The organism is Citrobacter sp. Cpa228, from assembly GCF_030333085.1.
GTDB lineage: Bacteria > Pseudomonadota > Gammaproteobacteria > Enterobacterales > Enterobacteriaceae > Citrobacter > Citrobacter pasteurii.
Genome location: NZ_JAOWGQ010000055.1, coordinates 124,221 through 147,694 on the forward strand (window position 1 = coordinate 124,221; position 23,474 = coordinate 147,694).

General features: G+C 54.4%; 18 protein-coding genes and 1 pseudogene. 13 read left to right on the top strand and 6 right to left on the bottom strand.

What is annotated here, in order from left to right:
- Positions 1–11 precede the first annotated feature (11 nt).
- The 5 genes and pseudogenes from bamC to ypfH all read left to right on the top strand — a co-directional run bounded on the left by bamC (position 12) and on the right by ypfH (position 5,670).
- The gene (gene bamC / locus OGX91_RS19135) at positions 12–1,046 is read left to right on the top strand and encodes an outer membrane protein assembly factor BamC (RefSeq protein WP_149692243.1); all 1,035 of its coding nucleotides are present in this window, start codon (positions 12–14) and stop codon (positions 1,044–1,046) included.
- A 111-nt stretch (positions 1,047–1,157) separates the two neighbouring features.
- Positions 1,158–1,871, top strand: a complete 714-nt coding sequence (purC, locus tag OGX91_RS19140; protein ID WP_003835086.1) for a phosphoribosylaminoimidazolesuccinocarboxamide synthase — start codon at positions 1,158–1,160, stop codon at positions 1,869–1,871.
- A 129-nt stretch (positions 1,872–2,000) separates the two neighbouring features.
- Positions 2,001–2,867: pseudogene (gene ypfJ / locus OGX91_RS19145) on the top strand (KPN_02809 family neutral zinc metallopeptidase).
- Positions 2,868–2,882: 15 nt separating this feature from the next.
- A complete protein-coding gene (locus OGX91_RS19150; protein ID WP_286627201.1) occupies positions 2,883–4,898 on the top strand; it encodes a tRNA(Met) cytidine acetyltransferase TmcA in 2,016 nt (671 codons plus the stop codon).
- A gap of 73 nt (positions 4,899–4,971) precedes the next feature.
- A complete protein-coding gene (gene ypfH, locus OGX91_RS19155; RefSeq protein ID WP_005121890.1) occupies positions 4,972–5,670 on the top strand; it encodes an esterase in 699 nt (232 codons plus the stop codon).
- Positions 5,671–5,773: 103 nt separating this feature from the next.
- Here ypfH and OGX91_RS19160 read toward each other — a convergent pair whose 3' ends face one another.
- The 3 genes from OGX91_RS19160 to OGX91_RS19170 are packed head-to-tail and all read right to left on the bottom strand — an operon-like array spanning position 5,774 to position 7,489.
- Positions 5,774–5,974 carry a membrane protein gene (locus OGX91_RS19160; RefSeq protein WP_003037974.1) on the bottom strand — a complete coding sequence of 67 codons (201 nt, stop codon included), beginning with the start codon at positions 5,972–5,974 and terminating at the stop codon, positions 5,774–5,776.
- Positions 5,975–6,001: 27 nt separating this feature from the next.
- A complete protein-coding gene (gene dapE / locus OGX91_RS19165; protein ID WP_286627202.1) occupies positions 6,002–7,129 on the bottom strand; it encodes a succinyl-diaminopimelate desuccinylase in 1,128 nt (375 codons plus the stop codon).
- A gap of 3 nt (positions 7,130–7,132) precedes the next feature.
- Complete coding sequence (locus tag OGX91_RS19170; RefSeq protein ID WP_005121894.1) at positions 7,133–7,489, bottom strand: ArsC family reductase; 357 nt, start codon at positions 7,487–7,489, stop codon at positions 7,133–7,135.
- Positions 7,490–7,875: 386 nt separating this feature from the next.
- Between OGX91_RS19170 and ypfM the strand changes: the two genes are divergently transcribed.
- Entirely contained in the window at positions 7,876–7,935 is a 60-nt protein-coding gene (ypfM, locus tag OGX91_RS19175) for a protein YpfM (protein ID WP_001386977.1), read from the top strand.
- Positions 7,936–8,010: 75 nt separating this feature from the next.
- On the opposite strand, the gene acrD is transcribed toward ypfM, so the two are convergent.
- Positions 8,011–11,124, bottom strand: a complete 3,114-nt coding sequence (gene acrD / locus OGX91_RS19180; protein WP_155021405.1) for a multidrug efflux RND transporter permease AcrD — start codon at positions 11,122–11,124, stop codon at positions 8,011–8,013.
- A gap of 184 nt (positions 11,125–11,308) precedes the next feature.
- A complete protein-coding gene (narQ, locus tag OGX91_RS19185) occupies positions 11,309–13,006 on the bottom strand; it encodes a nitrate/nitrite two-component system sensor histidine kinase NarQ (RefSeq protein WP_005121896.1) in 1,698 nt (565 codons plus the stop codon).
- A gap of 263 nt (positions 13,007–13,269) precedes the next feature.
- Here narQ and aegA point away from each other — a divergent pair, with 263 nt between their 5' ends.
- From aegA to OGX91_RS19200, 3 genes are all read left to right on the top strand, one after another.
- A complete protein-coding gene (gene aegA, locus OGX91_RS19190; protein WP_286627203.1) occupies positions 13,270–15,249 on the top strand; it encodes a formate-dependent uric acid utilization protein AegA in 1,980 nt (659 codons plus the stop codon).
- Positions 15,250–15,413: 164 nt separating this feature from the next.
- Positions 15,414–15,989: a GDP-mannose pyrophosphatase NudK gene (nudK, locus tag OGX91_RS19195; RefSeq protein WP_005121900.1), complete on the top strand. Its 576-nt coding sequence runs from the start codon at positions 15,414–15,416 to the stop codon at positions 15,987–15,989.
- A 124-nt stretch (positions 15,990–16,113) separates the two neighbouring features.
- Positions 16,114–17,157 (top strand): DUF1176 domain-containing protein, encoded by a 1,044-nt coding sequence (locus OGX91_RS19200; protein WP_286627204.1) that lies wholly within the window; start codon positions 16,114–16,116, stop codon positions 17,155–17,157.
- 82 nt (positions 17,158–17,239) lie between these two features.
- Here the strand turns inward: OGX91_RS19200 and tkt are convergent, their stop codons facing one another.
- On the bottom strand, positions 17,240–19,234 hold the full coding sequence (gene tkt, locus OGX91_RS19205) for a transketolase (RefSeq protein ID WP_286627205.1): 1,995 nt from the start codon (positions 19,232–19,234) through the stop codon (positions 17,240–17,242).
- Between the two features lie 279 nt (positions 19,235–19,513).
- Between tkt and maeB the strand changes: the two genes are divergently transcribed.
- The 4 genes from maeB to eutQ all read left to right on the top strand — a co-directional run bounded on the left by maeB (position 19,514) and on the right by eutQ (position 23,471).
- Positions 19,514–21,793, top strand: coding sequence for an NADP-dependent oxaloacetate-decarboxylating malate dehydrogenase (gene maeB / locus OGX91_RS19210; RefSeq protein ID WP_005121903.1), 2,280 nt, complete (start codon positions 19,514–19,516; stop codon positions 21,791–21,793).
- Positions 21,794–21,952: 159 nt separating this feature from the next.
- Positions 21,953–22,288, top strand: coding sequence for an ethanolamine utilization microcompartment protein EutS (gene eutS, locus OGX91_RS19215; RefSeq protein ID WP_003037995.1), 336 nt, complete (start codon positions 21,953–21,955; stop codon positions 22,286–22,288).
- 12 nt (positions 22,289–22,300) lie between these two features.
- Positions 22,301–22,780, top strand: a complete 480-nt coding sequence (gene eutP, locus OGX91_RS19220) for an ethanolamine utilization acetate kinase EutP (protein WP_005121904.1) — start codon at positions 22,301–22,303, stop codon at positions 22,778–22,780.
- On the top strand, positions 22,758–23,471 hold the full coding sequence (eutQ, locus tag OGX91_RS19225; RefSeq protein ID WP_005121905.1) for an ethanolamine utilization acetate kinase EutQ: 714 nt from the start codon (positions 22,758–22,760) through the stop codon (positions 23,469–23,471). Before eutP ends, eutQ begins: the two co-directional genes overlap by 23 nt.
- The last annotated feature ends 3 nt before the right edge of the window (positions 23,472–23,474 follow it).

A 23,474-nucleotide genomic window follows, 5' to 3' on the forward strand; every position in this document is an offset into this window, starting at 1 on the left:
AGGGAGATTTGATGGCTTACTCAGTACAAAAGTCGCGCCTGGCCAAGGTTGCGGGTGTTTCGCTTGTTATGTTGCTCGCGGCCTGTAGTTCTGACTCGCGCTATAAGCGCCAGGTGAGCGGTGATGAATCCTATCTGGAGGCCGCACCGCTTGCTGAGCTTCACGCGCCAGCTGGGATGATTCTACCGGTTATGTCGGGTGATTATAACATCCCGGTAACCAACGGCAGCGGTGCCGTGGGTAAAACGTTGGATATTCGCCCACCGGCTCAGCCGTTAGCATTAGTTACTGGCGCCCGTACTCAGATCGCGGGCGATACAGCGACATTGTTGGTCGAAAATGGTCGTGGCAACACGCTGTGGCCGCAGGTCGTGAGCGTTGTTCAGTCTAAAAACTACACCATCGCGAAACGTGATGATGCCAGCCAAACGCTGACCACCGATTGGGTTGACTGGAACCGTCTGGATGAAGACGAACAGTACCGTGGACGTTATCAAATCTCGGTTAAACCGCAGGGCTATCAGCAGGCGGTGACGGTGAAGCTGATTAACCTCGAGCAGGCGGGTAAACCGGTAGCCGATGCGGCATCAATGCAGCGTTACAGCGCTGAGATGATGAACGTTATCTCTGCGGGTCTGGATAAGAACGCCACTGACGCCGCGAATGCCGCGCAGAACCGTTCTGCCGCGACTATGGACGTTCAGAGCGCCGCCGATGACACCGGTTTACCGATGCTGGTGGTACGTGGACCGTTCAACGTGGTATGGCAGCGTCTGCCGGCAGCGCTGGAAAAAGTGGGCATGAAAGTGACCGACAGCACCCGTTCTCAGGGCAGCATCGCTGTGACTTACAAACCACTGTCAGACAGTAACTGGCAGGAGCTGGGCGCAAGCGATCCGGGCCTGGTATCCGGCGACTACAAACTGCAGGTCGGTGATTTAGACAACCGCAGTAGTTTGCAGTTTATCGATCCGAAGGGGCATACCCTGACGCAAAGCCAGAACGACGCGCTGGTCGCCGTCTTCCAGGCAGCGTTCAGTAAGTAAAAAAAAAGGGCTGGATAACTCCAGCCCTTTTTTTCTGATATGATACGCAAACGTGTGCGTCGGCAGAAAAACGCAATATTTATCGTTAATTCACACCCAGGAGTAATAAAGATGCAAAAGCAAGCTGAGTTGTATCGTGGTAAAGCGAAGACCGTATACAGCACGGAAAACCCGGACCTGTTGGTGCTCGAATTCCGCAATGATACGTCAGCAGGGGATGGCGCGCGCATTGAACAGTTTGACCGTAAAGGCATGGTGAACAACAAGTTCAACCATTTCATTATGACTAAACTGCAAGAAGCGGGCATTCCTACCCAGATGGAGCGACTGCTTTCTGATACCGAATGTCTGGTGAAAAAACTGGAGATGGTACCGGTTGAATGTGTGGTACGTAACCGCGCGGCAGGCTCACTGGTTAAGCGTTTAGGCGTTGAGGAAGGTATTGAACTGAATCCGCCGCTGTTTGATCTGTTCCTGAAAAACGATGCTATGCACGATCCAATGATTAACGATTCCTATTGCGAAACCTTTGGTTGGGTGAGCAAAGAGAATCTGGCGCGTATGAAAGAGCTGACCTACAAAGCTAACGACGTGCTGAAAAAAATGTTTGATGACGCAGGTCTGATTCTGGTCGACTTCAAACTTGAGTTTGGTTTGTATAAAGGTGAAGTGGTGCTGGGTGATGAATTCTCACCGGACGGCAGCCGTCTGTGGGACAAAGAAACGCTGGATAAAATGGACAAAGATCGCTTCCGCCAGAGCTTGGGCGGGTTGATCGAAGCCTATGAAGCCGTCGCGCATCGTCTGGGTGTGAAGTTAGACTAATCCTCCCTCTGAGCCGGCGATCGCTCTCCGGCTCATCAATCCCGCTGATTTTGATTACTGTTTCTTATGGTAATCCTGTTCCGAACCGCCTACGATCATCATCATAATGAATAAAAAGTTGAGGTGATTATGCGCTGGCAAGGGCGTCGTGAAAGTGACAATGTGGAAGACAGATGAAACAGCTCCGGCGGTGGCCCCTCTATGGGCGGCCCTGGTTTTCGTTTGCCCAGTGGTAAAGGCGGCATCATCCTGCTAATCGTGGTGCTTGTCGCAGGTTATTATGGCGTGGATCTTACCGGATTAATGACCGGCCAGCCGGTCTCCCAACAACAATCATCACGCTCCATCAGCCCAAACGATGATGAAGCGGCAAAATTTACCTCGGTGATTCTGGCCACCACGGAAGATACCTGGGGGCAGCAGTTTGAAAAAATGGGGCGCACCTACCAACAACCGAAGCTGGTGATGTATCGCGGAGCAACGCGAACCGGCTGCGGCGCGGGCCAGTCCGTGATGGGACCGTTTTATTGCCCGGCAGATGGCACGGTATATATCGACCTCTCATTCTATGATGACATGAAAAACAAACTGGGTGCCGATGGTGATTTTGCTCAGGGTTATGTTATCGCCCATGAAGTGGGTCACCATGTGCAGAAACTGCTGGGTATTGAACCGAAAGTTCGCCAGATGCAGCAGAATGCCTCACAGGCTGAGGTAAATCGTCTTTCCGTGCGTATGGAACTGCAGGCGGACTGCTTTGCCGGCGTCTGGGGCCACAGCATGCAGCAGCAGGGCGTGCTGGAGTCTGGTGACCTGGAAGAAGCGCTGAACGCCGCTCAGGCCATTGGCGATGATCGCCTGCAGCAGCAAGGGCAAGGGCGCGTTGTACCAGACAGCTTTACCCACGGTACTTCTGAACAGCGTTTTACCTGGTTCAAGCGCGGCTTTGACAGCGGCGATCCGGGACAATGTAATACGTTTGGTAAAGGCATTTAAGATACTGGGGCAGGGATGTCTGATAACACAGCACTGAGCGCGTTAACCGAACAGATGGCTCGCGAGGGGATCCGTCGTCTGCTGATTATTAGCGGCGAGGAGAACTGGTGTCAGGGGCAGGCGTTAGCACTACGCGACATATTACCCGGCGACTGGTTGTGGGTAGGGGCGCATGCCCCTGCTGAACCGAACTGTACGCCACAGGCGCTGCAAACGTTACTGGGGCGCGAGTTTCATCATGCGGTTTTCGACGCCGGGCAGGGATTTGACGCTGCGGCGTTTGCCGCCTTAAGCGGTACGCTGATCGCCGGGAGCTGGCTGGTGTTGCTGACTCCGTCGTGGCATACCTGGCACACGCATCCTGATGCAGACTCACTGCGCTGGAGCGACTGTGCAGAACCCATTCCTACACCGCACTTTGTTGAACACCTCAAACGGGTGATTTCCCTCGATAGACAGGCTCTACACTGGCAGCAGCATCAGCCGGTTTCCTGTCCGCACTTTCCTGCTCGCGCAGCCTGGCTCGCGGCAACCGGCGAACCCCAACCAGAACAGGCGATGATATTAAATTATTTGCTGGCTATGCCTCCCGGTGTGGTTGCGGTGACGGCCGCACGGGGTCGGGGCAAATCCGCGCTGGCCGGGCAGTTGATTTCTCGTATGACGGGGACGGCTATCGTTACCGCTCCGGCGAAAGTGGCAACCGATGTACTGGCGCAATTTGCTGGGGAACGCTACTGCTTTATGGCGCCGGACGCGCTGTTAGCCAGTGCTGAAACGGCTGACTGGCTCGTTGTTGATGAAGCCGCCGCGATACCCGCGCCGCTGCTGCTACAACTGGTGGCGCGTTTTCCCCGCACGCTGTTAACGACAACCGTTCAGGGCTATGAAGGAACCGGCAGAGGGTTTTTGCTGAAATTCTGCGCCCGCTTTCCCAATTTGCGACGCTATGAGTTGCAACAGCCCGTGCGCTGGGCGCAGGGATGTCCGCTGGAGCAAATTGTCAGCGATGCACTGGTGTTTGATGACGAAACGTTTACGCATGCCCCATCGGGGGGGTTGCACTTCCCGGCGTTTGAGCAACACGCCTGGCATACAAACCCGGCGCTGCCGTTAGCGGTATATCAGCTGCTTTCCGGGGCGCATTACCGTACCTCACCGCTGGATCTGCGACGCATGATGGACGCGCCGGGGCAGCATTTTCTGCAGGCTTCGGCTGTTGATTCGGTCGCGGGAGCCGTCTGGCTGGTCGATGAAGGGGGATTATCCGCAGAATTAAGCCAGGCCGTCTGGGCCGGATATCGCCGACCCAGAGGTAATCTTGTTGCGCAGTCGCTGGCGGCGCACGGCGGTGACCCCCTGGCGGCGACGCTCGTCGGGCGACGGGTCAGTCGAATTGCGGTTCACCCCGCGCGACAACGGGAAGGTATTGGGCAACAGCTGATTATGCAGGCCCGGCGCTATTGCACGCAGTGTGACTATCTGTCCGTCAGTTTTGGTTATACGGCTGAACTTTGGCGTTTCTGGCAACGCTGTGGTTTTGTGCTGGTGCGGATGGGCAACCATCGCGAAGCCAGCAGCGGTTGTTATACCGCCATGGCGTTGCTACCCATCAGCGAAGCGGGAAAGCGCCTCGCCGGGCGAGAGCATCAGCGTTTGCGCCGGGATGCGGAAATCCTGGCGCAGTGGATCGATGAGCGCATCCCGCTTACCCCGCTGAAAGAGACTACGCTTAATGAGGATGACTGGGATGAGCTGGCTGGGTTTGCCTTCGCGCATCGACCACTATTAACATCACTGGGCTGTCTGAGCCGTCTGCTTGAGTACAGCGAGTTACCCCTTCCGGCATTGCGCGGACGTATACAGGCTAAACGCAGCGATGCCGAATTGTGCCAACAGCTGAAGGTCTCAGGTCGTAAAGCACTGCTGGTCGTTCAGCGCGCTGAAGCGGCACAGGCCTTAAATCAGTTGGATGCTGAGCGTGAACAGCGGCTACATAATCGCATTATGCAATGGCAATTTTTTCACTAACTTCTTCAATTTCCTGGCATGGTCATTGCGGTTAAGTGGCGTAGAATGATTCTCATCAGTTAAGGAGATCGCCATGAAACATGACCATTTTGTTGTTCAAAGTCCCGATAAACCCGCTCAACAGCTATTGTTGCTGTTTCATGGCGTCGGCGATAACCCGGTTGCCATGGGCGAAATTGGCTCCTGGTTTGCGCCGCTGTTTCCGGATGCGCTAATCGTCAGCATTGGCGGGGCAGAGCCTTACGGTACGACTTCCGGACGTCAGTGGTTTTCGGTACAGGGCGTAACGGAAGAGAACCGCCAGGCGCGTATTGACGCGATTATGCCGGTGTTTATCGAAACCGTTCGTTACTGGCAAAAACAAAGCGGCGTTTCACCGCAGGCTACCGCGCTGATTGGCTTTTCTCAGGGTTCGATTATGTCGCTTGAGAGCATCAAAGCCGAGCCGGGGCTGGCATCGCGGGTCATTGCCTTCAATGGTCGCTATGCCACCTTACCGCAGGTTGCAACTACCGCAACGACGGTGCATTTGATTCACGGTGGTGAAGACCGGGTGATAGAACTCTCCCATGCCGTTGCCGCGCAGGAAGCATTAATTGCTGCGGGTGGGGATGTGACGCTGGATATCGTCGAAAACCTGGGGCACGCCATTGATGAACGCAGCATGCAGTTTGCGCTCGATCATCTGCGTTTTACCGTACCGAAGCATTATTTTGATGAAGCGCTGAGCGGCGGTAAGCCTCATGATGATGATGTGATTCAGATGATCTGATTGATAACCGTAGGCCGGATAAAACGCGAAGCGTTGCCATCCGGCACTTAATGCCCGGTGGCGCTAACGCTTACCGGGCCTACGGGACTTATTGGCCTGGAAATTATTTCTTCGGTTGATCCTTGTTCGGCCAATCGTCATCATCGTCCCATTTATCGTTAAAGTCGCGATGCGGGGGAAGCTCCGGCTTGTTGGCCAGATATTTCTTTGGATCGACGCGCTTGAGATCTTTGATAACGTTAAGCAACACGCCTACCAAAAACACCAACACTAAAATCCACCAATATTTTGCTAGCCAGTCCATGCATTTTTCCTCTTGCAGGAGTACTCATCAGGCGACGAGTTGCTCCATGATACGTTGATACATACGGGCAAGCAGCTGCAGGTCGGCGGCATTAACACATTCATTTATTTTATGAATGGTGGCGTTGACCGGCCCAAGCTCGACGACCTGTGCCCCCATGCGGGCAATAAAGCGCCCGTCGGACGTCCCGCCTGTAGTCAGTAACTGCGGTTTAATCTCATTATAGTGCTCAATGGCGTTCACTACTGCATCCACCAGTTTACCGCGTTCGGTCAGGAACGGCTGACCGGAAAGCCACCAGTCGACGGTATAACGCAACTGATGTTTTTCCAGCAGCGCGTGAACCCGTGCTTTAATCATCTCATCGGTCAGCTCTGTGCTGAAACGGAAGTTGAACTGGATAAACAGTTCGCCGGGGATAACGTTGTTGCTGCCAGTGCCAGCCTGAATATTGGCAATCTGCATGCTGGTCGCCGGGAAGAATTCGTTCCCCTGGTCCCACTCAATCGCCACCAGTTCGTTGAGCATTGGCGCTGCCCGGTGTACCGGATTATCGGCCAGATGTGGGTAGGCTACGTGGCCCTGCACACCGTGAATGGTCAGGTTGCAGGTCAGTGAACCACGACGTCCATTCTTGACCACGTCGCCAACGATTTCGGTGCTGGACGGTTCGCCGACCAGGCAATAATCCAGTCGTTCGTTACGCGCCATCAGCGCTTCAACCACCTTCACGGTGCCGTTTTTGGCGCTGGCTTCTTCGTCAGAGGTTATCAAAAACGCCAGACGGCCCTGATGGTTTGGATGCTGGGCGACAAAACGCTCTGCGGCCACGACCATCGCTGCCAGCGAGCCTTTCATATCGGCAGCGCCACGCCCGAACAACATGCCATCGCGAATGGTCGGTTCAAACGGCGGATTGATCCAGCGATCAACATCGCCTGCGGGCACTACGTCAGTGTGACCGGCAAATGCCAGGGTCTCACCTGTACCGCGCCATGCCCAAAAATTCTGTGTGTCACCAAAATCCATACGCTCAACGGTAAAACCTACCGCGCGCAGACGTTCGATCATCAACGTCTGGCACCCGGCATCATCCGGGCTCAGAGAAGGACGGCGAATAAGCTGCTGTGTCAGCTCAATAACCGGGCACGACATAGATTACACCTCATTAAAAAACAGAGTATAACTGGATTCACTGAAACCAAGCAGCATAGGCTTACCCGGCGCGCAGAGCAATGGGCGTTTGATAATTGCAGGCATTTCAATCATCAACGCGGCGGCGGAAGTCGCATCGGTGATTTGACTGCGAGTGGATTCATCCAGTTTACGCCAGGTCGTGCCACGCGTATTGAGCAGCGCCTCCCAACCTAACTCGCTGATAAAATTGTGTAATAGCGTGTTGTCCAGACCATCGACGCGATAATCATGAAAGCGGTAGTCGACCCCATTTTCTTCCAGCCAGCGTCGGGCCTTTTTAATTGTATCGCAATTCTTAATGCCGTAGAGGGTGATCATGTGAATCCTTATTGACGTATTTTGAATACTTATTCTTGTATTCTCGTGTTTCTGATAATACATATTGTCATTCATTCGTTATAGAAAAATATAACATTGTTGAACAACGGTGAATAATGATTCCTGAAAGTTCCAAAATTTCACGTCGATCGGTATTTCAGAATTGACCTGTTTGCATCAGCCTGTTTTTCAATCAGAATTAGCAAAGTAGTAGATAGTGTATGAATATTTCAAAATATTGCAGTAAGTCACATAAAATTTATGGGTATGGCGCATGATTACATAAACCCCGAACACGGGAGGGTGTAATCACAACCATCGGTTAAATGTTCTTTTTTTGATGATGATGATTTTGTAGAATGCTCATAATAATAAGAGAGGTTGTTATGATTGAACGTGAACTGGGGAACTGGAAAGACTTTATCGAAGTGATGCTTCGTAAATAATTTTCTGGAAGAAATTCATATCCTGCAAAGGATAAAAAAAGGCGACTCAACGTAAGTCGCCTTTTTTGTGCCCGATTATTCCGGGCGTGGTTTCAACGGGAAGCGTCTGCGTACCAGCACAAAGAACAGGGGCACGAAGTAAATCGCCAGGATAGTGGCTGAAATCATCCCGCCCATTACGCCAGTCCCCACCGCATGTTGACCGCCGGAGCCCGCGCCACTGCTGATGGTCATCGGCAGGACCCCGAAGATAAACGCCAGCGACGTCATCAGAATTGGACGCAAGCGCTGGCGACAGGCATGCAGCGTGGCGTCGAGCAGATCGTGTCCTTTCTCGTTCATCTCATTGGCGAATTCAACAATCAATATCGCGTTCTTTGCCGACAGCCCGATAACGGTGAGTAACCCGACCTGGAAATACACATCGTTTTCCAGACCACGCATCCAGGTGGCGAGCAGCGCGCCAATGACCCCCAGCGGTACGACCAGCATAACGGAGAAGGGAACCGACCAGCTCTCGTACAGCGCAGCCAGACAAAGGAACACCACCAGCAGTGAAATAGCGTACAGGGCAGGAGCCTGAGATCCCGACAGCCGTTCCTGATAAGACATCGCCGTCCATTCAAGGCCAAACCCGGTTGGTAACTGGCGAACCAACGATTCCATGATGTCCATCGCCGTACCGGTACTGACGCCGGACGCGGCTTCACCAACAATCTCGACGGCGGAGTAGCCGTTATAGCGTTCCAGACGCGGTGAACCGGTTTCCCAACGCGATGTGGCAAAGGCCGAGAAAGGCACCATGCCGCCGTTATTGTTGCGCACATACCACAGGTTGATATCGTCAGGGAGCATGCGATATTTTGCCGCCGCCTGCACGTAGACCTTCTTCACGCGACCCCGGTCCATAAAGTCATTAACGTAACTGGAGCCCCAGGCCGTTTGCAATGTGTCGTTGATATCGTCAATGGAAACGCCCAGTGCCTGGGCTTTGCGCTGATCGATATCAATTTGCAGCTGCGGACTGTCGTCCAGACCGTTATGACGAACGCGGGTCAGGGATGCGTCCTTCCCGGCCAGCTCAATCAGCTTGTCGCGCGCGGCCATTAACGCGTCATGACCGGCACCAGCGTGATCCTGCAGTTCCATATCGAAACCGGCAGAGCTTCCGAGGCCGCTAATCGCCGGAGGACTGCTGGCGAAGACGCGGGCCTCTTTAATCTTATTAAAGGCTTTAGTCGCACGTTCGATGATAGCGAAAGAGGTTCCGGTGGTAGTGTCGCGCTCATCCCAGTCTTTTAAGCGGACAAACATACGCGCTACGTTTTGACCGTTCCCGCCCGGGCCGGAACCGACCGTGGAAAAGACCGACATAATGTTGTCTTTCTCATGGGTGAAGTAATACTTCTCCACTTCCTGCACCACCTTCAACGTTTGCTGCTGCGTGGAGCCGCTGGGCAACTGTACCGAGGTGGTAAACATGCCGCGATCTTCCAGCGGCAGGAAGGAGGTGGGCAGGCGCAGGAACAGGAACACCATACCGCCGAGCAGCAGGCCGTAGATCAGGATCCAGCGCAGACTACGGTGCAAAATTTTGGCGACGCCTTTTTCGTAGCGCTCGGCGTTGCGATTAAACATCCGGTTAAACCAGCCGAAGAAACCCGTTTGTCCGTGATGTTCACCCTTATGCAGGGGTTTGAGCAAGGTGGCGCACAGGGCGGGGGTGAGGATCATCGCCACCAGAACGGACAACACCATCGCGGAGACGATGGTAATTGAGAACTGGCGGTAAATAGCCCCTGTCGTGCCGCCGAAGAAGGCCATCGGAATAAACACCGCCGACAGTACCATAGCGATACCGACCAGCGCGCCCTGAATTTGCCCCATCGATTTCCGCGTTGCCTGACGCGGCGTGAGCCCTTCCTCACTCATAATGCGCTCGACGTTTTCCACCACCACAATGGCGTCATCGACCAGCAGACCGATTGCCAGCACCATGGCAAACATTGTTAAGGTGTTAACGCTGTAGCCAAAGGCGTAAAGCACGGAGAAGGTGCCCATTAACACCACCGGGACGGCGATGGTCGGGATAAGCGTGGCGCGGAAGTTTTGCAGGAACAGGTACATCACGAGGAATACCAGCGCGATGGCTTCCAGCAGCGTTTTCACCACGTCGATAATTGAGGCTTTAACAAAGGAGGTGGTTTCATACGCGACCTTGTATTCCAGCCCGTGCGGGAAATACTGTGACAGTTCGTCAAGACGGTTAAGCACCAGCTCTGCCGTTGCCATTTCATTGGCGCCGGAGGCCAGTTTCACTCCCAGGCCGGAAGCCGGGTTACCGTTAAAACGGCTGAGGTAGTCATACTTTTCTGCACCCATTTCAACCGTGGCGACGTCGCCCAGTTTAACTTCTGAACCGTCCTGGTTGACGCGAAGTGTAATCGCACGGAATTCATCCGGGGTCTGCAGCAGGGACTGGGCGTTGATCGTCGCATTTAGCGCCTGTTTGTCCACCGAAGGCGTACCGCCAAGCTGTCCGACGGCTATCTGCGCATTTTGTGACTCGATAGCATCGGTCACGTCTTTGGCGGTCATCTGGAAGCTGTTGAGTTTGGCCGGATCGAGCCAGATACGCATCGAGTACTGTGAACCGTAAGCATCAATATCCCCTACACCGTTAATACGGCTAAGCGGGTCCTGAATATTACTCGCCACATAGTCGGCGATGTCCTGCTTATCCATTGAGCCATCGGTGGAGACGAAGGCGATGGTCAGAATATTGGTATCCCCGGTTTTTCGCACCGTGACCCCCTGATCCTGTACCGCCTGCGGCAGTTTACGCATTGCCGATTGCAGCTGGTTTTGCACCTGCTGGACGGCTTCGTCAGGATCGGTTCCGGCGACAAAGCTCAGCGTCACCGTCGCCTGGCCCGTCCCGCTGCTTTGGGATGACATATACATCAGATTATCGAGACCGGTCATGTTCTGCTCGATAACCTGGGTAACGGTATTTTCCAGCGTTTGTGCAGATGCGCCAGGATAGTTTGCGGTTACCCGCACGTTGGGTGGCGCCAGGTCGGGATATTGCTCAACGGGCAGCGAAAAAATAGCCAGGGCTCCTGTCAGGCACAACAGGATAGCTAACACCCAGGCAAAAATGGGGCGATCGATGAAAAAATTCGCCATTAAAAGGGGACCTCGTGTTTCTGCGTATATTTATGCGTATGACTTGCTTCACTGTAGCGGCAAGGTACGGGGCAAACGTGGAGAAAAAAAGAAGATAATGTAAATTATCATGCCCGTTTACAGCGTACCTTTTGTGCCAACGCCGTCAGGCCTGGAGTCAGACCCAACGGCGCTTTGCGGTTCTTTACGTTAGCCCGCTGTCGGTCTCTGCCGAACGAAAACTGATGCTCACCAGCGTGCCTCCTCCGGAGGGTTGCGAGAAGGTCAACGTGCCGCTGAGTCTCTCTGCACGCTCACGCATGATATTCAGACCGTAGTGCCCCGTAGGCTCATGAGGCTCACCGATACCGACACCGTTATCACGGATATAAACGGTATGATTACCATCCGGCGCGGTGACGCAGCTGACGGCAATTTCGCTGGCATTGGCATGCTTAATGGCATTCAGCACCGCTTCACGGACGATCTGTAACAGATGCACCTGCATTTGCGCGTCCAGCGCCAGCGTAGGTAACCGGCAGTCGAGCGTCAGTTTAGCCGACGTCTGATTTTGCAGCGTTTCCAGCATTTCATGCAAAGCTGAGGGCAGATCGGCCTGCTGTAAGGTCAGGCGGAAGGTGGTGAGCAGTTCGCGCAACTGACGGTAGGCATCGTTCAGCGCCTGAGAAAAATCGGCCATAATACTTTGTGCCGGGGCGTTATCTTCCGGGATCGAGCGCTTCAGCAACGTAAGCTGAATGCGTAAATAAGAGAGCACCTGCGCCAGCGAGTCGTGCAGCTCGCGCGCAATCGTCGCCCGCTCCTCCATTAACAACAACTGCTGAAAATGTTTTTGCGCCTGATTGAAGTACAACCCGCGTCCCAGCATTGAGGAAACGCTGTTGAGCAGTGGTGTGGAAGCATTCACATTCGGGCTTTGCCAGTGCAGTTCACCGTAAACGGTCTCCTGCATCGTGACCGGCAGGATCTGCATCGGCAGATCGGGGCTTTTCGTCCCTTCGCTGATACGCCAGTTATCGCCGACGGTCAGTTCCAGGAAATATGCGGCGTCATGTTCGCGGACAATCTGTAAAATGTGGCGGAAGCAGTACACGTCAATTTGGCTGGTATTCAGCGCCTGAGAACACTGATACAGCACCTCCAGGCGACGATTAGCTTCGTGGAGATCGTGCGTTTTCTCCGCAACGGAGGCTTCCAGCGAGCGATAAAGCTTATGCAACTCACTCGACATCTGGCTAAAGGTCTTGCCCAGCAACCCTAGTTCATTGGGTAAACCGGTATCCAGCGACGGGATATCAAACTGACCGTGTTCAATGTGCTGGCTGGCCATCACCAGCTTATTCAGTGGGCGTACCACCTGCTGGCGAATACGCCGCAAGGTAAAGAAGACGAGAGTGAATATGCCGATCCCGCCTGCCAGCGAAATACCGAAAACTAACATCACTTTGCGTTCGGCATAATGCTGCAGCGCCAGTACGAAGAGATCGATTTGATCGACATAACTATTGATATTGGCCTGGTACCATTTTAAATCGCCATCGATCAGACGGGCGTTCATTTCCAGCCAGTTGGCATGCAGATGTCCATAGCGGCTTTTTACCGCTTGCGGAACATACCACGCGTTCAGATTTTGCAATGCGGGTGAGTTTAACGCCTGCTGGAAAAGCTGGCGGTGAGCGTTGAGCTGTGGGCTTTGGCTTTGCAGATCGTACCCCAAACGGTAGCTTTGCATGCGCAATGAGCCCGCAACGTTGATGGCTTCAGCATCCCGCAAGCTGCTGGTCAGCGTGAGCAGCGCAATACCCGTTGAGAGAATCGACAGCAACACTATGTAGAAAAAAGCTTTAGCCAGACTGGCCGAGACCGGACGCTTTACCGTCACTTGTGCATCCTCACACAATACACGTCGCGCCTTAAAACAGCGTGAACGATACGGTGTATTTGATAAATGTTAATAAAACGCCATGAAACTGAATGGTAACTGAAACACAATTTCATATGCGATGAAATAAATTGATCTGCCACAGGTTCTGGATAAATAGTTGTGCTTCCTGGGCAAATGAACATTGCCGCTTCCTTCCGTGTCGGTTAATAACAACACTCATATAAAGAATAAGGTTTTTGCAACCAAAAAAGAAGGAAGCCATGAATCGTTTTGTTATGGTCAATAGCCAGCAGTGCCTGGGATGCCACGCCTGTGAGGTCGCCTGCGTCATGGCTCACAATGGCGAACAGCATGTCCTGAGCCAACGGCATTTTCAGCCCCGAATTACCGTCATCAAGCATCAGCAGCAGCGCAGCGCGGTGACCTGCCATCACTGTGAAGATGCGCCCTGCGCCCGAAGTTGCCCGAACGGGGCAATCAGCCATGAAAATGACAGCGTCCAGGTTAACCCGCAAAAGTGCATTGGCTGTAAATCGTGCGTTGTGGCCTGTCCTTTCGGCACCATGCAGATCGTACTCACGCCCGTCGCTAAAGGAAAGGTCAAAGCGACCGCGCACAAATGTGATTTGTGTCAGGGACGTGAACAGGGACCGGCCTGCGTAGAGAACTGTCCGGCGCAGGCGCTACAACTGGTGACGGAAAATTCGCTTACCGGCCTGTCAAAAGCGCGCAGGTTGCGTACCGCCAGTCTGGAAAGCCAGCCCTGGCATGCCAGCGCTACCGATTTCGTGCCACATGTCACCACCAAACGTGAACAAATGCAGGCGACGCCTGCGCGTGGCGAGCCGGATAAACTGCCGATTGAGGCGCGTAAAACCAGTTTTGAAGAGATCTATCTGCCGTTTCGCACAGTGCAGGCGAAACGGGAAGCGTCCCGCTGCCTGAAATGCGGCGACCACAGTATTTGCGAATGGACCTGTCCACTGCATAACCATATTCCGCAGTGGATTGAACTGGTCAAAGCCGGGAATATTGACGCGGCGGTTGAGCTTTCTCACCAGACCAACTGCTTGCCGGAAGTGACCGGGCGCGTGTGCCCGCAGGACCGACTCTGTGAAGGGGCCTGTACCGTTCGTAACGAGCATGGCGCGGTGACTATCGGCAATATTGAGCGTTACATCTCCGATCGGGCGCTAAGCAAAGGATGGCGACCGGACTTAAGCCATGTGCAGAAAGTGGACAAACGTGTTGCCATCATCGGCGCAGGTCCGGCGGGTCTGGCCTGCGCGGATGTGCTGGCGCGCAGCGGTATCAGCGCAACCGTGTACGATCGCCACCCTGAAATCGGCGGTTTGCTGACGTTCGGCATTCCGGCCTTCAAGCTGGACAAATCGCTGTTGACGCGTCGCCGTGAAATCTTCAGCGCCATGGGTATTCATTTCGAACTTAACTGTGAAGTGGGTAGGGATGTCGCGCTTGAAAAGCTGCTGGAGGATTACGATGCAGTGTTCGTGGGCGTGGGAACCTACCGCTCCATGAAGGCGGATCTGCCGAATGAAGACGCGCCTGGCGTGTATGACGCGCTGCCATTCCTGATTGCCAACACCAAACAGGTGATGGGGCTGGAAGAGCTGCCTGACGAGCCGTTTATCGACACCGCCGGGCTGAACGTGGTCGTCCTGGGCGGGGGCGACACGGCCATGGACTGCGTACGTACTGCGCTGCGTCACGGCGCAAGCCAGGTGACCTGCGCCTATCGTCGTGATGAGGCCAACATGCCGGGTTCGAAAAAAGAGGTGAAGAATGCCCGGGAAGAGGGGGCAAACTTTGAATTTAACGTCCAGCCGGTGGAGCTGGTGCTGAATGCCGACGGTCGCGTCAGCGGTGTGCGTTTCTTACGTACCCAACTCGGTGAGCCTGATGCGCAGGGGCGTCGTCGCCCGGTTCCCATCGCCGGGAGTGAGTTTGTCATGCCAGCAGATGCGGTGATCATGGCGTTTGGTTTTCATCCGCACGGCATGCCGTGGCTTGAGAAGCATGGTGTTAAGGTCGATAACTGGGGGCGTATTGCCGCCGATGTTGAAAGCGCATACCGTTATCAAACCAGCAACCCGAAAATCTTTGCCGGTGGCGATGCGGTTCGTGGTGCGGACCTGGTGGTCACGGCGATGGCGGAAGGGCGACATGCCGCACAGGGGATCGTTGACTGGCTGGGCGTAAAATCAGCCAAATCTCACTAGCCTGAGCTCAATCGAGTAGGCCGGATAAAACGCGTTAGCGTTGCCATCCGGCAATGTGCCGCATGAATGCCTGATGGCGCTTTGCTTATCAGGCCTACATTGCTCCAGGACAAACCCGGTTTCACGGCGTAGTATTATTTCTCACTTCTTGCTGTGGAGCCGGTATGTCACAAAAAATCACCCTCATCAAAGATAAAGTCCTCTCCGATAACTACTTCATCCTGCGCAACATCACCTATGATCTGACCCGTAGCAACGGTGAGGTGATTCGTCACAAACGCGAGGTTTACGATCGCGGCAACGGTGCCACTATCCTGTTGTATAATCCGGAGAAGAAAACCGTCGTGCTGACTCGTCAGTTTCGTATTGCGACCTGGGTTAACGGCAATGAAAGTGGACAACTGATTGAAGCCTGCGCCGGGTTGCTGGACAACGATGAGCCGGAAGTTTGCATTCGCAAAGAGGCCATTGAAGAAACCGGCTTTGAAGTGGGCGAGGTGCGTAAACTGTTTGAGTTATACATGTCGCCGGGGGGCGTAACGGAGCTTATCCATTTTTTTATCGCACAATACAGTGACAGCCAACGGGCAAATGCGGGTGGCGGTATTGAAGATGAGGATATTGAAGTACTGGAATTGCCTTTTGAACAGGCACTATCGATGATCAAAACGGGCGAGATTCGCGACGGGAAAACGGTGCTATTACTTAACTACCTGCAATCGTCGCATCTTATGGATTAGCGGTCAGGGTTTATATTTCTTTACAAAGATACAGGCCAATCCGACGATTCTTATTGAGCCTCATCAGTCGCGCAAGGAAGATACCGCCTGGGCTGTGTGTTTTGATTTTGGGGTTGTACCGTCCATGCGCTATCGCATTATTTTCGTGTTCCTGCTCGGCCTGCTACCGGCCCGCTTGCTGTGGGCGGCGCCTGCGCAGCAGGCATTTTCTGATTGGCAGGTGACCTGCAACAATCAAAATTTTTGCGTAGCGCGCAATACCGGAGATCATCACGGTCTGGTGATGACCCTGAGCCGCAGTGCCGGGGCGCATACCGATGCTGTGTTGCGTATTGAACTTGGCGGTATGGATTCTCCTGATGTCAAAGAGGCTGATATTGCGCCGCGCTTGCTGCTGGACGGCGCGCCACTCCCACTGGCCGGTGAACACTGGCGTATTACCCTCTGGCAACTGATGACCGATGATCCGGCCACCATCAGTGCATTTTTACAGACTGTACAGGATGCGAAGGCGATAACCCTGCAAAAAGGGACGCAAACCCTGTCACTGGTTGGGCTAAAAGCTGCGCTATTGTTTATCGACGCCCAGCAAAAACGGGTCGGTAACGAAACCGCATGGATCGAAAAAGGCGACGAGCCACCGCTCAGCGTACCGCCGGCTCCCGCTTTAAAAGGCGTGGCTGTCATTAACCCAACGCCAACGCCTCTCACGCAGCAAGAGCGCAGTGAACTGCTGGACTACGGAAACTGGCGGATCAACGGTATTCGCTGCTCGATCGATCCGCTGCGTCGCGAGATACGCGTCACGGCCTTAACGGATGATAAAGCGCTGCTGATGATCGGTTGTGAGGCCGGGGCGTATAACACTATCGATCTGGCATGGATTGTTTCTCGCGCCACACCGTTTACCTCTCGCGTTGTACGTCTGAGCCTGCCATTTAAAACCGATGCTGACAGTACCGACATGGAGCTGACCAACGCTACGTTTGACGAGAAGTCGCGGGAGTTGGTCACTCTCGCCAAAGGGCGAGGTTTATCGGACTGCGGGATCCAGACACGCTGGCGGTTTGACGGCCAGCGTTTTCGTCTGGTGCGTTATGCCCAGGAGCCAAGCTGCGATAACTGGCATGGGCCAGATGCCTGGCCCACGCTGTGGATCACGCGTTAATTTAATGCCGGATGCGACTGCGCCTTATACGGCCTGATGGTGATAGATGTCGTAGGCCTGATAAGACGCGTGAGCGTCGCCATCAGGCGTTCAGCACCTTATGCGCTTTATTGACGATGTTCTCCACCGTAAAGCCGAAGAACGGGAACAGCTTGTCTGCAGGGGCGGATTCCCCGTAGCCGGTCATACCGACAATTGCGCCTTTCAGCCCGACGTATTTGTACCAGTAGTCGGCAATACCGGCTTCTACCGCCACGCGTGCGCTGACGTTTGCCGGCAGGACCGACTCCCGGTACGCCTCATCCTGGGCGTCGAAGATATCGGTTGAGGGCAGAGAGACTACCCGTACGTTACGGCCTTCACCGGTCAGTTTTTCCGCCGCCAGCAGCGTGATTTCTATTTCTGACCCGGTGGCAATCAGGATCACATCCGGCTTACCGCCGCCATCTTTCAGCACGTAGCCGCCGCGAGAAATCTCTTTTACCTGCTCTGGTGTGCGTTCAACCTGCGCCAGATTCTGCCTGGAGAGGATCAGCGCCGTAGGGCCGTTATGCCGCTCGACTGCCAGCTTCCAACCCACCGCCGCCTCAACCTGATCGCACGGACGCCAGGTGCTGAAATTCGGCGTCAGTCGCAGGCTGGCGAGCTGTTCGACGGCCTGGTGCGTGGGACCATCTTCTCCCAGACCAATCGAGTCGTGGGTATAGACCATGATCTGGCGGGCCTTCATCAGCGCCGCCATGCGCGCGGCGTTACGGGCGTATTCGACAAACATCAGGAACGTGGCGGTATACGGCACGAAGCCACCGTGGTGGGCGATACCGTTGGCAATGGCGGTCATGCCAAATTCACGCACGCCGTAGTGAATATAGTTGCCTGCCGGGTCGTCTTTCAGGGACGTTGATCCTTTCCAGATGGTCAGGTTGCTGGGCGCCAGATCCGCAGAACCGCCAAGCAGTTCGGGCAGTATCGGCCCGTAGGCGTTCAGGGTATTTTGCGAGGCCTTACGGGTGGCGATTTTGGCCGGGTTGGCCTGCAGGTTGGTAATATATTTCTGGGTCGTTCCTTCCCATGCTTCCGGCAGTTCTCCGCTCATCCGGCGGGTAAACTCTGCCGCCAGTTCCGGATGCGCTTGTCGATACGCCGCGAATTTCTCATTCCAGCCCTGTTGCGCTTTTTCGCCTTTCTCACGCGCGTCCCACGCCCGATAAATCTCTTTGGGGATCTCAAAAGCTGGATGATGCCAGCCCAGTTTCTGTCGGGCCAGCGCCACTTCTTCTTCACCTAACGGCGCACCGTGCGCTTCCTCTTTCCCGGCTTTATTCGGCGATCCAAAACCTATCACCGTGCGGCAGATAATCAGCGACGGCTTGTCGGTAACGCTTTGCGCTTCCTGAATCGCTTTTTTCACCGCTTCAGGATCATGACCGTCAATGTCGTGTATCACATGCCAGTGATAGGCCTCGAAGCGTTTCGCAGTATCGTCGGTAAACCAGCCGTCGGTTTCGCCATCAATTGAGATGCCGTTGTGATCGTAGAAGCCGATGAGTTTGCCAAGCCCCAGCGTGCCCGCCAGCGAACAGACTTCGTGGGAAATCCCCTCCATCAGACAACCGTCGCCCATAAAAACCCAGGTGAAGTGGTCGACAATCTCATGGTCCGGCTGGTTAAACTGCGCCGCCAGTGTGCGTTCGGCAATCGCCATTCCGACAGCGTTGGCTAAACCCTGGCCCAGCGGCCCGGTGGTGGTTTCCACGCCCGGCGTGTAGCCAAGCTCCGGGTGGCCGGGCGTTTTTGAATGCAGCTGGCGGAAGTTCTTTAATTCTTCCAGCGGCAGGTCATAGCCGGAAAGATGCAGCAGGCTGTAAAGCAGCATTGAGGCATGGCCGTTGGACAAAACAAACCGATCGCGATCGTACCAGTGAGGATCGCTCGGATTATGGCGGAGAAAATCGTTCCACAGCACTTCGGCGATATCAGCCATCCCCATCGGTGCGCCGGGATGGCCTGAGTTGGCTTTTTGGACGGCATCCATACTCAGCGCACGAATGGCATTGGCAAGCTCTTTACGGGTCATAGGAAATACTCCTTGAAAAGTAAAGCGTTAGAGCGTGTGTTAATTCACACTTTTGGAGAATTTGCAGGCGTTGTCAGCAAAAAGCATAGCAGACAGGCATGGTATTGCTGGCTTAAGCAGGTAACATGGTTGTTATAAATTGATAACAAATTCTTTCTTTGAGTAGTGAGAGTTTGGGGGCCTTCAAAGTTTGCGCCGCTGACAGAGGTGATAATGTGCGGCTCAATAGAAGGGTTACCTGCGACACTTTTTTGATCGATACGTGAAAGGAACAACAAGATGGATGACCAGTTAAAACAAAGCGCCCTCGATTTCCACGAATTTCCAGTACCAGGTAAAATTCAGGTTTCTCCGACCAAACCGCTTGCCACTCAACGTGACCTTGCGCTGGCCTATTCACCCGGTGTTGCAGCTCCGTGTCTGGAAATTGAAAAAGACCCGCTGGCCGCCTACAAATACACCGCGCGCGGTAATCTGGTTGCGGTTATTTCCAACGGTACGGCGGTGCTGGGGCTGGGCAACATTGGCGCGCTGGCTGGCAAGCCGGTGATGGAAGGGAAAGGCGTTCTGTTTAAGAAATTCGCCGGGATTGACGTGTTTGACATCGAAGTTGATGAACTCGATCCGGATAAATTTATCAACGTAGTCGCGGCTCTTGAGCCGACGTTTGGCGGCATCAACCTCGAAGATATCAAAGCGCCGGAATGCTTCTACATTGAGCAAAAGCTGCGTGAGCGCATGAATATTCCGGTTTTCCACGACGATCAGCACGGCACGGCAATCATCAGTACCGCCGCAATTCTTAACGGTCTGCGGGTGGTGGAGAAAAATATCTCTGATGTGCGCATGGTGGTGTCCGGCGCAGGCGCAGCGGCGATTGCCTGTATGAACCTGCTGGTGGCGTTGGGGATGCAGAAACACAACATTGTGGTCTGCGACTCCAAAGGCGTGATTTATAAAGATCGTGAACCGAATATGGCCGAAACCAAAGCGGCCTACGCGGTGGTGGATGACGGTAAGCGCACGCTGGACGACGTGATTGATGGCGCAGACATTTTCCTCGGTTGCTCCGGCCCGAAAGTGCTGACCCAGGAAATGGTCAAGAAAATGGCGCGTGCGCCGATGATCCTGGCGCTGGCGAACCCGGAACCGGAAATCCTGCCGCCGCTGGCAAAAGAGGTGCGTCCCGACGCCATCATCTGTACCGGCCGCTCCGACTATCCTAACCAGGTTAATAACGTACTGTGCTTCCCGTTCATCTTCCGCGGCGCGCTGGACGTCGGTGCAACCGCCATCAACGAAGAGATGAAGCTGGCTGCGGTACATGCCATTGCGGAGCTGGCGCATGCCGAGCAGAGCGAAGTTGTGGCCTCTGCCTATGGCGATCAGGACCTGAGCTTTGGCCCGGAATACATTATTCCTAAGCCGTTCGACCCGCGCCTGATTGTCAAAATTGCGCCTGCGGTGGCGAAGGCGGCGATGGACTCTGGCGTGGCGACGCGCCCGATTGCCGACTTTGATGCTTACATCGATAAGCTGAGTGAGTTCGTCTACAAAACTAACCTGTTCATGAAGCCGATTTTCTCGCTGGCACGCAAAGCGCCGAAGCGCGTGGTGTTGACGGAAGGGGAAGAGGCGCGCGTGCTGCACGCTACCCAGGAATTGATCACTTTAGGTCTGGCGAAGCCGATCCTGATTGGTCGTCCGAGCGTGATCGAGATGCGCATCCAGAAACTGGGTCTGCAGATCAAAGCGGGCGTTGATTTTGAAATAGTCAACAATGAATCCGATCCGCGCTTTAAAGAGTACTGGAGTGAGTATTACCAGATCATGAAGCGCCGTGGGATCACCCAGGAGCAGGCGCAGCGGGCGGTGATTGCTAATACCACGGTGATCGGCGCGATCATGGTGCAGCGCGGTGAAGCGGATGCGATGATCTGCGGTACGATCGGCGACTACCATGAGCATTTCAGCGTGGTGAACGCGGTATTTGGTCACCGTGAAGGCGTCCATACGGCAGGGGCAATGAACGCGCTGCTGCTGCCAAGCGGTAATACCTTTATCGCCGATACCTACGTCAACGACGACCCGACGCCGGATCAACTGGCTGAAATCGCCATTATGGCGGCAGAGACCGTGCGTCGCTTTGGTATCGAACCGAAGGTGGCGCTGCTGTCGCACTCCAATTTTGGCTCATCTAACTGCCCGTCGGCCAGCAAAATGCGTGAAGCGCTGGCGCTGATTAAGGCGCGTGCGCCAGAACTGATGATTGACGGTGAAATGCACGGTGACGCCGCGCTGGTGGAAAGTATTCGTAATGATCGGATGCCGGACAGCCCGCTGAAAGGCTCCGCCAATATTCTGGTGATGCCGAATATGGAAGCCGCGCGTATTAGTTACAACTTACTCCGCGTTTCAAGTTCCGAAGGCGTAACGGTCGGCCCGGTGCTGATGGGCGTAGCGAAACCGGTTCACGTATTAACGCCGATCGCCTCTGTTCGTCGTATCGTGAATATGGTGGCGCTGGCGGTTGTAGAAGCACAGACTCAGCCGCTGTAATTTCACTTTAATTAATTCCGGCGCGGGTTTCTCCCGCGCCTTTTTATTTCTCTTTTCTTAGTGATCCACTTCACCTTTTAAACCTGGTTGCCGAATTTTGTTATTTACTCTGACAAAAAATTGCCACGATGAGGGCAGTTTTAGCGGAGGCGGTGAGCAATGGAAAAAGAACGCATTATTCAGGAATTTGTGCCGGGGAAACAGGTCACGCTGGCGCATCTCATTGCGCACCCCGGTGAGGAACTGGCGAAAAAGATCGGCGTTCCCGAAGCGGGCGCCATCGGCATTATGACGCTGACGCCAGGTGAAACCGCGATGATTGCCGGTGACTTAGCGATGAAAGCGGCGGATGTACACATCGGCTTTCTCGATAGATTCAGCGGCGCGCTGGTGATCTACGGCTCGGTAGGCGCGGTTGAAGAAGCGTTGCTCCAGACGGTGAGCGGTCTGGGCCGGTTATTAAATTTCACGTTGTGCAACCTGACAAAAAGTTAATCAGAGGCGGCGATGAAACGTATTGCGTTTGTCGGCACGGTAGGGGCGGGGAAAACAACGCTCTTTAATGCGCTACAGGGGAATTACTCCCTCGCCAGAAAAACACAGGCCGTGGAGTTTAATGAAAACGGCGATATCGATACGCCAGGAGAATATTTTAGCCATCCGCGCTGGTATCACGCCTTAATTACCACGCTGCAGGATGTCGATACGTTGATTTATATACATGCGGCAAATGATCTAGAAAGTCGCTTACCTGCCGGGCTGTTGGATATCGGCGCCAGTAAACGACAAATCGCCGTTATCAGCAAAACGGATGTGCCGGATGCCGATGTCGCCGCAACGCGACAATTACTTCGCGGGATAGGGTTTCAGGAGCCGATTTTTGAGCTCAATAGCCACGACCCAAGCAGTGTGCAGCACCTGGTGGATTATCTGACTGAGCTCAGCCAAAAGGAGGAAAGGGCAGGTGAAAAAACTCATCACAGCTAACGATATTCGTGCGGCCCACGCACGCGGCGAACAGGACATATCGGTTGTTCTGCGCGCCAGCATCATCACCCCGGAGGCGCGCGAAGTTGCGGCGCTGCTCGGCGTCACTATCACTGAATGCGATGAATCCGCTCCGGCCACTATGTCGGCCACAACCGCAGCGCCTGCTGCGATGGATGACGGCAAGACGGAAAGCCAGCGTATTCGCGAAACCATCATTGCACAACTGCCGGAAGGACAGTTTACCGAAAGCCTGGTCGCGCAGCTGATGGACAAAGTGATGAAGGAAAAGCAGTCGCTGGAGCAGGGCGGAATGCAGCCGAGTTTTAACTCGGTGACCGGCAAAGGCGGTGTGAAAGTCATCGACGGCAGCAGCGTGAAGTTTGGCCGTTTTGATGGCGCGCAACCGCACTGCGTCGGCTTAACCGATCTGGTGACCGACCAGGACGGTAGCAGCATGGCCGCCGGGTTTATGCAGTGGGATAACGCCTTTTTCCCATGGACGCTGAACTACGACGAAATCGACATGATTCTGGAAGGCGAGCTACACGTTCGCCATGAAGGCGAAACCATGATTGCCAAAGCCGGGGACGTGATGTTTATCCCGAAAGGCTCCAGCATCGAATTTGGTACGCCATCAACAGTGAAGTTCCTGTATGTGGCCTGGCCTGCGAACTGGCAGTCCTGCTAAGGC